The 11,770-nt window shown below is 41.0% G+C and carries 13 protein-coding genes and 1 pseudogene; 1 reads left to right on the forward strand and 13 read right to left on the reverse strand.

Annotated features, from left to right (window positions below; all coding sequences use genetic code 11):
- Positions 1-112: 112 nt before the first annotated feature.
- Entirely contained in the window at positions 113-574 is a 462-nt protein-coding gene (locus EQJ87_RS07745) for a hypothetical protein (protein ID WP_130124068.1), read from the reverse strand.
- 165 nt (positions 575-739) lie between these two features.
- Here EQJ87_RS07745 and EQJ87_RS07750 point away from each other — a divergent pair, with 165 nt between their 5' ends.
- Positions 740-940, forward strand: coding sequence for a hypothetical protein (locus EQJ87_RS07750; protein WP_130124069.1), 201 nt, complete (start codon positions 740-742; stop codon positions 938-940).
- Between the two features lie 75 nt (positions 941-1,015).
- Here EQJ87_RS07750 and glnA read toward each other — a convergent pair whose 3' ends face one another.
- From glnA to EQJ87_RS07805, 12 genes and pseudogenes are all read right to left on the reverse strand, one after another.
- Complete coding sequence (glnA, locus tag EQJ87_RS07755; RefSeq protein ID WP_130124070.1) at positions 1,016-2,356, reverse strand: type I glutamate--ammonia ligase; 1,341 nt, start codon at positions 2,354-2,356, stop codon at positions 1,016-1,018.
- 61 nt (positions 2,357-2,417) lie between these two features.
- The gene (locus EQJ87_RS07760) at positions 2,418-2,783 is read right to left on the reverse strand and encodes a MerR family transcriptional regulator (protein ID WP_130124071.1); all 366 of its coding nucleotides are present in this window, start codon (positions 2,781-2,783) and stop codon (positions 2,418-2,420) included.
- Between the two features lie 480 nt (positions 2,784-3,263).
- Complete coding sequence (locus EQJ87_RS07765) at positions 3,264-3,653, reverse strand: nucleoside/nucleotide kinase family protein (RefSeq protein ID WP_130124072.1); 390 nt, start codon at positions 3,651-3,653, stop codon at positions 3,264-3,266.
- Between the two features lie 33 nt (positions 3,654-3,686).
- Positions 3,687-4,684, reverse strand: a pseudogene (gene ruvB / locus EQJ87_RS07770) (Holliday junction branch migration DNA helicase RuvB).
- Between the two features lie 69 nt (positions 4,685-4,753).
- Positions 4,754-4,918, reverse strand: coding sequence for a hypothetical protein (locus EQJ87_RS11560; protein WP_190289059.1), 165 nt, complete (start codon positions 4,916-4,918; stop codon positions 4,754-4,756).
- Positions 4,919-4,929: 11 nt separating this feature from the next.
- A complete protein-coding gene (locus EQJ87_RS07775; RefSeq protein WP_130124073.1) occupies positions 4,930-5,547 on the reverse strand; it encodes an AAA family ATPase in 618 nt (205 codons plus the stop codon).
- Positions 5,547-6,701, reverse strand: coding sequence for a hypothetical protein (locus tag EQJ87_RS07780; protein WP_130124074.1), 1,155 nt, complete (start codon positions 6,699-6,701; stop codon positions 5,547-5,549). Before EQJ87_RS07780 ends, EQJ87_RS07775 begins: the two co-directional genes overlap by 1 nt.
- A gap of 35 nt (positions 6,702-6,736) precedes the next feature.
- The gene (locus tag EQJ87_RS07785) at positions 6,737-7,045 is read right to left on the reverse strand and encodes a hypothetical protein (RefSeq protein WP_130124075.1); all 309 of its coding nucleotides are present in this window, start codon (positions 7,043-7,045) and stop codon (positions 6,737-6,739) included.
- A 206-nt stretch (positions 7,046-7,251) separates the two neighbouring features.
- Positions 7,252-8,136 (reverse strand): Rgg family transcriptional regulator, encoded by an 885-nt coding sequence (locus EQJ87_RS07790; protein WP_130124076.1) that lies wholly within the window; start codon positions 8,134-8,136, stop codon positions 7,252-7,254.
- A 120-nt stretch (positions 8,137-8,256) separates the two neighbouring features.
- Complete coding sequence (gene ruvA, locus EQJ87_RS07795; protein WP_130124077.1) at positions 8,257-8,853, reverse strand: Holliday junction branch migration protein RuvA; 597 nt, start codon at positions 8,851-8,853, stop codon at positions 8,257-8,259.
- 101 nt (positions 8,854-8,954) lie between these two features.
- Positions 8,955-10,883 carry a DNA mismatch repair endonuclease MutL gene (gene mutL / locus EQJ87_RS07800; protein WP_130124078.1) on the reverse strand — a complete coding sequence of 643 codons (1,929 nt, stop codon included), beginning with the start codon at positions 10,881-10,883 and terminating at the stop codon, positions 8,955-8,957.
- Positions 10,884-10,960: 77 nt separating this feature from the next.
- Positions 10,961-11,701 carry a hypothetical protein gene (locus EQJ87_RS07805; RefSeq protein ID WP_130124079.1) on the reverse strand — a complete coding sequence of 247 codons (741 nt, stop codon included), beginning with the start codon at positions 11,699-11,701 and terminating at the stop codon, positions 10,961-10,963.
- Positions 11,702-11,770: the final 69 nt, after the last annotated feature.

Genomic DNA, 11,770 nt, shown 5'->3' on the forward strand with positions numbered 1-11,770 from the left:
TTTTTGTCAGTAACTTTTTTTCATTACGTCAGCATTTTCTCTGACTATTGAACAGCCCCTATCTTTTGCGTCAGCATTTTCTCTTCTGACGCAAAATCCGTCAGTAATTTCTCTACAAATCAACCACACCAGCAAGGCTATCTTTGAGCATCATGTATTCTAATTGCGGCAAATCTAGCAAAATCAGTTTGCTCGTTCCCAAAACATCTCGATTTTTCAAGGTATTCAAAAAACCTTTAATTTCCGTCGTCCCCAGATACAAACATTCGACAAAAATGATATGCTTTTCGGCTTGGAGCTGATCAATGAACCGCTCAAAATCGGCTTGTTCAAGCGCCACATCAATATCAATCCGATCCACAACCGTCAAATCTTCATTTTCTTTTTTATCCGCCATTGCCAGACTTTTTAGAATTTCGGCCCCTTTTTTTGAACCAGCCGGCACACTACCAACCGCTTGATCTGTCACATCTTCCTCGGACTCTGCATAAGCCCCACGATCAACCATTGCAACCGTCGCAATTTCACCATATTTCAAACTTTTCAGCGAAATTTTCCAATCATTAAGTTCCATTTTGCCTCCTTTTGTCAAGTCCTATCTCCAGTTTACACTGACTTTGTGAATTTTTCAAAAAATCTGGTTATTTTTGTGAAATCTCAACTGCCGAATCATTTAATTTTATAAAATATTTTAGCTTTGTTATAATGAAAAGAGAACAAAATGAAAGGAAATCTCATTATGAAATTTAAATTCAAAGGAATTGCCGCCTACGAGGAAACTGAAAACAATTATATTGGTGCAAACCGCGATTTTTCACTCGTCAAAGAATTTGACAGCTTTGAATCTGCCATTGATTACGTTGCTGCACACAAAGGGTTTCTCCTTTCCGAAGACGGAAAATCAGCCTTCAACGTTTTGACCATCAGTGAAATTAATTAATAATAAGTAAAATTCCAGAAAAAATGCTGACGTAAATTTGCGTCAGCATTTTCTCTTTATATTTCCACTATTTTCTTAGTAAAGTTCCAAATAGTTATCAATTTCCCATTGTGAAACGTATTGTGCATAACTTGCCCACTCGATACGTTTAGCTTCGACAAAGTTAACCAAAACGTGTTCTCCAAGTGCCTCAGTTACCACCTTGTCCTCACGCAAAGCTTTCACAGCATTGTGCAAAGTAGAAGGCAAATCAGTGATACCATGCGCTTTACGTTCTTCTTCAGTCATCACATAGATGTTTGACTCAATCGCTTCTGGCGCTTCCAATTTATTTTCCACCCCATCAAGACCAGCAGCCAAGAGGACAGCTAAAGCAAGATATGGATTGGCAGTTGGGTCAACGGCGCGAAGTTCCACACGAGTTGACAAGCCACGTGAAGCAGGTACACGAATCAAAGGTGAACGGTTACGTCCAGCCCAAGCCACGTAAACGGGTGCTTCATAACCAGGCACCAAACGTTTGTATGAGTTTACTGTTGGATTTGTAATCGCTGTAAAGTTATACGCGTGTTTCAACAAACCAGCGATGAAGCTGTGTGCCACATCAGAAAGTCCCATATCACCCGCTGGGTCAGCAAACGCATTTTTGCCATCTTCAGTGAAAAGTGACATATTGCAGTGCATTCCAGAACCGTTAATGCCGTGAACAGGTTTCGCCATGAATGTCGCGTGCAAGCCATGCTTACGAGCAATCGTCTTAACCACAAGTTTGAAAATTTGGATATTATCACAAGCCTTCAAAGCATTAGCGTATTTGAAGTCAATTTCATGTTGACCAATAGCAACTTCGTGGTGAGAAGCTTCCACTTCAAAACCAAGATCAGTCAAAACATTGACAATTTCACGACGCGTATTGCCCGCAAGGTCAGTAGGCGCAAGGTCAAAATAGCCACCTTTGTCGTTCACTTCAAGCGTTGGTTCATCATTTTCATTGAGTTTGAAAAGGAAAAATTCAGGTTCTGGCCCAAGGTTGAAGCTCTTATAACCCAAACGTTCCATTTTTTTCAAATTACGTTTCAAGACACCACGTGGGTCACCGGCAAACGGTTCTCCTTCTGGCGTGTAAACATCACAAATCACACCTGCAACTTTACCATACTCATCTCCCCAAGGAAAAACAATCCAAGTGTCAAGATCTGGATAAAGGTACATATCTGATTCATTGATCCGTACAAAACCTTCGATTGATGAACCATCAAACATCATTTTGTTTTCAAACAATTTGTCCAATTGTTCATCAGTTGCTGGAACTTCAACATTTTTCAAAGTTCCGAGAATGTCTGTGAACATCAAACGCAAGAACTTGATGTCTTTTTCTTTGACGTCACGACGAATGTCCGCTGCTGTAATTGTCATACTTTGCTCTCCTAGTTAAATGCACGCTGTAAACCTATTTGACACTAAGTGTAAACCAGATTTACATTCGTGGTTGGGTAAAATGAGTTGGGCTGGAAGTTCCAAAACGGCCTTGCTGAGCAAATTCACGTTCGAGTGCATGATGCACTTCACTAATTGAAAGAGTTTGAGCTTTTTTAGCATCCCTTTTGGCATAAATCTCCCTGATATCTGCAATATTATTGCCTTCTTGCAACAAATCGAAAATATCGAAAAGGACATCAATGTCATTGAGCGAATACATTCGACGATTCCCGTCGTTTCGCTCTGGAAAAATCAGCTCTTGCTCCTCGTAGTAACGAATCTGCCGAGCGCTTAGGTCAGTGAGTTTCATGACAGTTCCAATCGGAAGTACTGCCATTGAGCGTCTTAATTCACGTTCTTTCACTAAATCTCGCCTCCATATTTTTTATTATAGACCTTGTTTTTAGCAAAGTCAAGAGTTAATGTGAGATTTCCTCACATCTATTTGTATTGTTCGGAAAATACCGAACATTTAATCCAAAAAAACGTGGTGGCTCACTCTAGCTTGTGCACCACCAAACCCTATTTCCCACTTGTCCCCCACAAATTGAGCTACAGATAAAATTCTTTAGATTCCATTGCTTCTATTATACCTTATTTTATCCAATAATTCCGAGCGCCTCCTCTACTGGTCACCATAAAAATTTTTCCACGCAAGTTTCATCCATAAAGCCTCACGTTTTCACCTCCGACATAAGAAAAAAACGGCTCATTTGCCGTTCTTTAACTATTATTCATCAATAAATCTAAAATTTCTGTCGCCGTTTCTATACTAGTTTTTACAGAATTATCCACAAACGCTAATGATTTTTCAAATGTAGGCACACCCTCTTTATACATCTCACTAATCCGCTGGCGTTCCCAAGCATCTAACACTCGATTCCCGCGGTTCGTCAAACAAACTTCCAAGGGGGGGGCAGAGTGTAATCACGAAAAAACTTGCCCGCTTACAAATCCTCTCCGTAATTTTAGAATAAAGCTGCGGATACATCGGATAGGCGAAAATTAAGAAATCGACTTGCTGCTCAGAAAGTGCAGTCTCAATCTTTTCAAATAAACGACGCAATCGTTCCGCAATACGTGCTTCAAAATTCGGAAAATAACGTTCATTTTCTTCATCCGTCGTCAACTCATCAACCTCAACAAATAAACTATTAGGTAAATTTTCAGCGATAATTTTGGAAATTGTGGTCTTGCCCGAATTTATCGGCCCATTGATATTGATTATTTTCATCGTCGCCTCTACATCATAGCTCTTCTTTAACTATTATTCCTCATCAAACGAATAGCCCAGATGTTCATAGGCTTGACGTGTTGCTTTACGCCCTTGTTTCGTCCGAATCAAAAAACCTTTTTGAATCAGATAAGGCTCATACATATCTTCAACCGTCTCACGATCTTCAGCAATATTAACCGCCAAAGTACCAATACCGACAGGCCCCCTTGATACATCTCAATCATCGTTTTCAAGATTTTTTGGTCAATATAATCCAAACCAGCATTGTCCACATCAAGGATAGTCAAAGCCTTGTCCGTGATGACTTTGTCCACTCTGCCGTCTCCCATGATTTGAGCAAAATCACGCACGCGCTTGAGCAGACGGTTGGCAATCCGAGGCGTTCCCCGACTGCGCAAAGCAATCTCTAGCGCCGCATCATCAACCACTTCCACATCAAAAATATCCGCTGTCCGATTGACAATCTCCTCCAAATCTCGCTCTTTGTAATATTCCATATGGCTAGAGATACCAAAACGCGCCCGTAAAGGATTGGACAACATCCCTGCTCGTGTCGTCGCCCCAACCAAAGTGAACGGCGGCAGATCCAAATGCACAGAGCGCGACCCATCACCAGCCCCCAGCATAATATCGATGTAAAAATCCTCCATCGCACTATACAAGATTTCCTCAACCTGCATCGGCAAACGGTGGATTTCATCAATAAAAAGCACATCGCCCGGCTCAAGCTCATTCAAAATCGCCACTAAATCACCAGGCTTTTCAATAGCTGGCCCCGCGGTTTGTTTGATGTGAACCCCTAATTCGTTGGCAATAACGAAGGCCATCGTCGTTTTTCCAAGCCCCGGAGGCCCAAAAAGCAAAACATGATCCAATACTTCTTCACGCATTTTTGCCGCTTTAATAAAAATTTCTAATTGTTCTTTGACTTTATCTTGGCCAATATATTGATTGAAAAATTGTGGGCGCAGTGATTTCTCAATGCTGTATTCCTCTTCCATTGGCTCTTTATTTAAAATATCGTTCATCTTAAGTTTAATTATAACAGAAAATCAAAAGAAAAGACCAGTAGTCTTTTCTATTTTTTTACCCTTAACTCAATCTTTCTGCTGAGCTTTGTTCTTTTTTTCTTTTAATTTTTTGTAATCTTTGTTGGTATCAATCCACGCGCTACTGGTATTATTTTTTAAAGCCTTTTGCATTTGTTCGACTTCTCTAAAAATATCGCTCTTGGGTTGAGGGGCAGGGGTAATAACGACCATAATTTCTCCTTTCAAAAAAAGATATCCATGTAACCAATTTCTTGAGCTGCGGCATCAAAATCTGTGACTAAACTCAAACCTCCTTCTGACAAAAGGTAAGTTTTATCACAAAAATGCTCAATTTCTTTGAGATTGTGTGAGGTCAAAAGCACGGTTTTTTCCCGAGCTACTTTTTCTATTTCTTTATAAACTAAGGCTTTCTTGGAAACATCAAGCCCACTGAATAACTCGTCAATGATGAGGACATCACACTCAATCGAAAAAGAGAGGATTGTGGCAAAGAGTTCTTTCATACCGAGAGAAAATTGTCCGATGCGTTTCTTTTGGAACTTGTCTGCGCCGAAAGTAGTGAGTAATTCTTGCGCTTTTTTGCGTTCTACGGGAGTTAGAATGCTGAAATAGTCTTTCATTTTCAGATTCTCATCAAAAGATTCAACGTCAGGGAGATAGGCCACGCGACCGCTAATGATTTGTGCAGTTGAACTGCCCACTCCTCCTGCCAGTACTCCAAAGAGGGTACTTTTTCCAATCCCATTTCGCCCAATAAGACCATAAAGTCCATTATCCTTCAGCTCAAAGTCAAAGGGAGGAATATCGGGTAATTTTATATTTTGCACTTTTAAGACCATTATATCCTCCTTACTTTGCTCTTGCTTAAAAGCAAGCTAGCTAGTGCCATAAATAGAATGCTTAAGCCCGCAAGATAAATTATTCCAACCAACAGAGAATTTGCGCCAAAGAGATAGTTCGGTTTACACAAAAGCTCAATGGGGTTGAAATAACTCATGGGTACAAACTTTCTGACGCTTTGGAGATTAGGGTTGTTGATGACCATGAGCCAACCAACCACTGAAACCGACAAAATCCCGATGACCACCATACTCTTTTTGAGCAGAACGGATAGGAACGCACCGATACTGGCGAAAAAGACTAACATGATGAAGATGTAGAAGAACGAAATCAAGATAGTTTCTCCTACCGGAATGCCCATGTTGGTCGGTGTCGTATTCGTTTGGTCTGTCCCCCAATAATTAACCAAATAAGAGGGGTAGCGCCAAGAGCCAAAGCCGTTTTTTATACCGATGACGATGATGTTGAAAGCCGAAATACCTATAAGCCAGACCATGACTGCCGTCACGGCGGAAAATACTTTGGAGATAACGTTTTTCGCTGGAGAAATCGCTGCAAAGCGGAAATAATTATCCTCGCGATTTTCATAAAAGTAAGCTAGGCTAGTCGAGACTAAGAGAATGAAACCAATGAGGTAAAGGTTGGTGAAGAGATTTTGCTTTAAAGTAAAATCAACGAAGTTTCCGAAAGCAAAAAACTGTATTTCGGGTTCAATTTCAAAGTCTATTTTTCTTTTTTGGACGAGTTGAATGTATTGATTTTCAGTTTTTAAGATTTCTGAAAGTTCTACGCCAAGAAACTCAGGATTTTTTTCTTGTTTTGCCAAATCTAACTTGTTCATTTTTAAAACGTAGTTGAAATAAGAATTTACATTATTTTGCTTTAAGGCATTCAGTTGGTTTTGAAGTAATTCATTTTCCCTTGTGTAATAAGCTTTGTCTGGATTTTTACTTGCGCTCTCCGCTTCCTTTGAAGAAGATATTCTCTGCTCTACCATAGATATCTTTTGATTAACAAGGTTTTCTCTTTTATATCCGCCTTGAAAATTTACGAAATATAAGCTCGAAAGCAAGAGAAAGGTCAGAGCAACACAAAGCGAAGCATTTCTTTTGTTAATGATGAATTTTTTTAATTCAAAGAAGTAATTTTTCATTAAAGAACTCTACCTTTCTGATATTTTTTGTACTCTTAGCGAAGAACGTACCAATCATAAATTATCACGGATAATGGTGTCGCGTTGGATTGAGTTGTTTTAAGGAAAACAAGAGTGTACCCAGCATTTGCCAATTGAGGAGTATCCCAATAATTACTGATAATATCCCAATTAGGTCCGACTCCATTATGCAGAGCCTCTGCTTTGACATGACGTGTATTAACATAGCCCTGTGCAACTGCAGAGGCTTTTGGTGGATTGGCTAATGCGGCAAGTCCAAAGCAGGAAATTCCTGCGGCAGCTAACAATAGTTGATTTTTTAAATTTAATTTTGTTGTTTTCATGATATACCTCTTTCTCCTAAGTCAGAAAGAAGCGTTCTGACTTAGGCTGATGATTGTCTTCTCATTTTTGAGATTTCCTTTCGTTTTTTGATTTTTTCCTGCTGCGCTCAGTAGCTTGCGTGGTTTTCCATTGGTTCTACCTCGTGTTTCTTTTTGTTTGATTTAATTTTATTATAGCACCGATTTTTAGAAGTCAAAAAAAAGGTTCAATTTGAACCTTTTTTCAATAAATCGCTCAACCATAGGGGAAATTCGTGGTTGGTGATGTATTTGTCATAGAATTTTTGGTAGCGTCTAGCAAGATTTTTACTGCCTTCCCAATCAAAAATCGCAATGACTTTTCGCATAGTTTCTAGTCCTTCACGGCGCTCTCCTCCTTGACCATAATAGATGTCGTAATAACCTTTTGCAAAGCGGTAGATTAGTCTGGAGTAACTGTCTTTTTCATGGCAGTAGTTTTCGGCGAGCGTTAGGCACTCTAGTGCTTCTTTTTGACTTTCTTGCTGAACGCACGCAGTAGCGCCACGACAGGCAATCTGGCAGATGATTCTGCGATAGCGGGAGCGATTGGCTAGGATTTTGTGGTGATGTTTCAAGTCTTGAACGACACTTTTTATCATGGCTGGTGAAAAGTAGCGAATGGTATCTGAGAGAATGACCAGCTCATAAAAACTAAAGATTTCAATTCCAAAGATAAAATCACTCAGCTCAAAAATATCCTTTTCTGTGAGTTGGGTGAAGTGCGATTTGGCACAAAGTGCAAGGAAATGCTCACCAGCCGCGTCGCATTGTTCTTGGATTTCTTGAAGTGCTTGGCTGTCGTTTGCCATGGCTGCCTGCTCAATCTTGCCAAAGCACATCTCATAAAAGCCATGTTTAAATGCGTTGAGGTAGTAGTCATACTCAGAAAGTTCAACGTGGATATACTCCAAAACTGTATCGAGTTGATCAAGGGTCAGGTAGCCTTCACCATTGAAAAAGCGGGTGAGGCTAGTCTTGGGAACGCCTGTATTTTTGATGATGTCAATAGTTTTGATCTCTTTAGCTCGACAGAGCTCTTGTAATTTCAATCCGTAGTATTGGTTAATCATTGCAAATCCCTTTCGCTGAGTTTTCTTAGATTATACAACTTTTTACGTAAAGTTACAACGGTACGACAGAAATATAAAAAAGCGGTCTCCCGCTTTTTCTTTTGGTCTCTTTTTTGACGTTTATTTCATCATGAGTTTTAGGGCTGCTTTGATGTAAGCCTCGCTGGTCAACCCTGTTTCTTGGGCTAATTTTTTCTCGATTTTCTTTAATTCGGTTGCTTTGTAGCCTAAGGCTTGGAGGGCTTCTAGGGCTTCTTCCAATGCCAGATTTCCCGCAGGGGCCATGTTATCCAAGAGCGAGATGCCGACTGTGCCAGCCGCATCGAATTTGCCTGCCAAGTCAAGCACCATTTGCATCGCCGTTTTTTTGCCGACGCCTGGAAATTTCGTCAGATATTTGATGTCATTGTTGTCAATAGCAGTGATTAAGCCTTCATTGTCAGCCGCCGCAATGATGGCCAAAGCTGATTTTGGGCCGATTCCTGAGACGCTGATCAGACGCAAGAATAAGGCTTTTTCAGCCTCGTTAATAAAGCCATAGAGCGTGTGGGCGTCTTCTCGAATCACTTGGTGAACAAAAATTTTCGCTTCGTTATTGAGTAAAGTTGACCACGCATAAGGGTTGGCAACGCTGATGAGATAGCCGATTCCTGCGACATCAAGGACGATATTGGTTGGGGAAATTTTGACCAATTTCCCAGTAAGATATTCAAACATTTTTTACTTTTCTATTCTAAATTTGTGCTGGATAATTACGTCAGCATTTTCTCTGGAAATTTTATGCGCTGGACAATTGCGTCAGCATTTTCTCTGGCTTTTTAATCAAAATTTTTCCAAGTTGCCGCTTTGGAACGATGAGTTTCTTGGATTCTGCGGAACATTTTCTGAATGTCTTCGCCTGAAAAATGAACAATCGTTGGTCGTCCATGCGCACAACTGTATGGATTTTCGCAGGTCGCAAGTTCTTTGAGCAAGGCTCTCGCAGACTCCGCATCCAAGGGATGATTAGCCTTAATCGCAGATTTGCAAGCCACCATTGCCGCCAAATCATGCCGATATTGCTTCAAAGAAAATTCTTTTGATGAGAGAATAATGTCAATCATCTCATTGATTGAGGACTCAATTTCATTTTCTTTTAACCAAATGGGATGTTCTCTCAGAATAAATTGATTTTCTCCATATTCTTCTAAAAAAACGCCCGCTTCATGGAGCAGTGCTTTCTTCTCAGCCAAAATCAAGAAATCATTTTTCGGCAGAGTAAAAAGATAGGGCGCCAGCAAAATTTGTTGCTCCATGCTGACCTCACCAATTTTGTCCTTCCAATATTCGTAGTTGACACGCTCCTGTGCGGCGTGTTGATCCACCAGATACAATCCATCTGGCGCTTGGCACAGCAAATAAGTCGCATGAAGCTGGGCTAAATATTCCAGCTGGCCAAAAAAATTGCTCGCGCAAACCATATCGGACTTTCCGTCAGCATTTTTTCTGTGATTTTCATTGGCGTCAGTATTTTCTCTGATGATTTGAATGACGTCAGCATTTTCTCTGCCGTCCACTGAATCCGTCAGTATTTTCGGCGCTGATGGCTGGCTCGGTGGCGACATTTTGCCTGTTGGCACCTCTTCATTGACAAAGAAATCCTGACGAACCTTGTCGTAGTACAAAGGAAAATTCTGCAACGGTAGTTCCGTTTGAACAGCCTCCTTCACTTTTTCTTGCTTTCTTCCTTGCAAATTTTCCAAAGCTTCTGGAATCAAAACACCTTCTGAAAGTGTGCTGTTCACCGCTTTTCTAATCAAAGCCATCAATTCTGCTTCCTTTGACAGGCGCACTTCTTGCTTGGTTGGATGAACATTGACATCTGCTAAATGAGGGTCAATCTTGATCGAAATAACCGCTAGCGGAAAACGTCCCACCATAATCCGGTTACCATAAGCTTCCAGAATTGCTCGGTTTAGCGCAAAATTTTTGATAAATCGCCCATTGATGAGAAGCGTAATGTAATTTCGGTTTGCACGCGTCAATTCTGGCAGGCTCACATAACCACTCACTTCAAAGTCCAAATCAAAAGCCTTAATCTCACGCATCTTTTTCGCAGATGAAATCCCATAAATCGCCGCAATAACCTGCCGCAAATCGCCATTGCCGGCCGTTTGCAAAAAAGTCCGCCCTTCATTGATGAGCGTAAAAGAAATCTCAGGATGCGCCAGACTCAGACGATTGATAATATCCGTGATGTGCGACAGCTCCGCCTGTAAAGATTTGATGTACTTGAGTCGGGCTGGTGTATTATAAAAAAGATTAGCTACCGAGATCTTCGTTCCCAATCGCTTTGCCAAAGGTTCAAGACTTGTGATTTTTCCACCTTTGGCTATCAATTTTGTCCCTGACTCTTCCTTCGCGACACTCGTTTCAATGGTCAATTCACTCACTGAAGCAATCGAAGGCAGGGCCTCTCCACGAAAACCTAACGTCCGAATCCGGAATAAATCTTCTGAAGATTTGATTTTGCTCGTAGCGTGCCGGCGCAATGCCACCGTCACATCTTCTTTTTCTATCCCCGAGCCATCATCTGTCACTTCAATCAAACTCAAACCTGAATCAACAATGCGAACAACAATTTTATGACTTCCAGCATCAATCGCATTTTCAACCAGTTCTTTTACCACACTAGCCGGTCGCTCAACCACCTCTCCAGCAGCAATTTGATTAGCGAGCGCCTCGTTTAATTCAATAATTTTCCCCACAATAACCTCGCTTTCTTCTCCTAGAAATTCCCTTTAATTATAGCATAAAAAGCGGTTGCCCGCTTTTCTACTTTTCATCAAAAATTATTGAAATTCAGATAATTTTCTCTCATATGAATTGAATTAACCATAAAAATCACGAAAGCAACGAGTAAAAATGCAAGCAAGACAAAAGCAACAATTCCCACAATGAAAGCAATCAAGCCGGCACGATTCCAGCCATCCATAATTTTTCGAAATTCTTCCTCATCTCGATAATGGTTCGCCGTGTTTTCCAAAGCCCATTTTTCCCCGTTTAACCCGAAAATAATCATCCAAACAAGCGCAAAAATCCAACCAATCCAAGGAATCAACCCCAAGAGGATCAATAAGCCCAGATAAGCACGATGTGCAATCCCGAACCACATAGTAAAGGAGAAAGCTCCCCAATTCCATTTGGTTTTAATCTCAGATTGATGTTCAGCCACTGTCCGCTCAGGAGCATCCGCATAGCTCATTTTTGAAAGGGGGGCAAGCCTTGGCTCACCAGTCTGCGCAGCCTCTCCCTCTGCTTCAGAAGGAGCCTTCTCAAAAATCAATGGCTCAACAACATCAGGATTTTTAGTCGCTGGCTCTTCTGGAAAGGGGTTGGGCTGAATTTCTGGAATCTTCGGAGGTTCTGGGACTTCCGGAGTAAGTTTAGGCTCAGGTTGCTCTGGTGCTTCAGGCACCGGAACTAAAGTCGGTTCTGGCGCAGGTGTTTCAGGTGCTGTGGTAGGCTCAGTCGCTGGCGTTTCTTTTGGCACTTCCTGCTCTTGAAAATCATTTCCTTTTTCCATTGGATTCCTCCTTCTTACTTGAAACTTCACCTCTCACAAGCAAAGTTTTTTGGCTTCTTTCTCATTATT

It is taken from the genome of Lactococcus sp. S-13 (assembly GCF_004210295.1).
Classification (GTDB): Bacteria; Bacillota; Bacilli; order Lactobacillales; family Streptococcaceae; genus Lactococcus.

Bases quoted from the DNA above. Each gene is read 5' to 3' on its own strand.
- EQJ87_RS07745 (WP_130124068.1), bottom strand. From the start codon at position 574: ATGGAACTTAATGATTGGAAAATTTCGCTGAAAAGTTTGAAATATGGT.
- EQJ87_RS07750 (WP_130124069.1), top strand. From the start codon at position 740: ATGAAATTTAAATTCAAAGGAATTGCCGCCTACGAGGAAACTGAAAAC.
- glnA (WP_130124070.1), bottom strand. From the start codon at position 2,356: ATGACAATTACAGCAGCGGACATTCGTCGTGACGTCAAAGAAAAAGAC.
- EQJ87_RS07765 (WP_130124072.1), bottom strand. From the start codon at position 3,653: ATGAAAATAATCAATATCAATGGGCCGATAAATTCGGGCAAGACCACA.
- EQJ87_RS11560 (WP_190289059.1), bottom strand. From the start codon at position 4,918: ATGGTCGTTATTACCCCTGCCCCTCAACCCAAGAGCGATATTTTTAGA.
- EQJ87_RS07775 (WP_130124073.1), bottom strand. From the start codon at position 5,547: ATGGTCTTAAAAGTGCAAAATATAAAATTACCCGATATTCCTCCCTTT.
- EQJ87_RS07780 (WP_130124074.1), bottom strand. From the start codon at position 6,701: ATGAAAAATTACTTCTTTGAATTAAAAAAATTCATCATTAACAAAAGA.
- EQJ87_RS07785 (WP_130124075.1), bottom strand. From the start codon at position 7,045: ATGAAAACAACAAAATTAAATTTAAAAAATCAACTATTGTTAGCTGCC.
- EQJ87_RS07790 (WP_130124076.1), bottom strand. From the start codon at position 8,136: ATGATTAACCAATACTACGGATTGAAATTACAAGAGCTCTGTCGAGCT.
- ruvA (WP_130124077.1), bottom strand. From the start codon at position 8,853: ATGTTTGAATATCTTACTGGGAAATTGGTCAAAATTTCCCCAACCAAT.
- EQJ87_RS07805 (WP_130124079.1), bottom strand. From the start codon at position 11,701: ATGGAAAAAGGAAATGATTTTCAAGAGCAGGAAGTGCCAAAAGAAACG.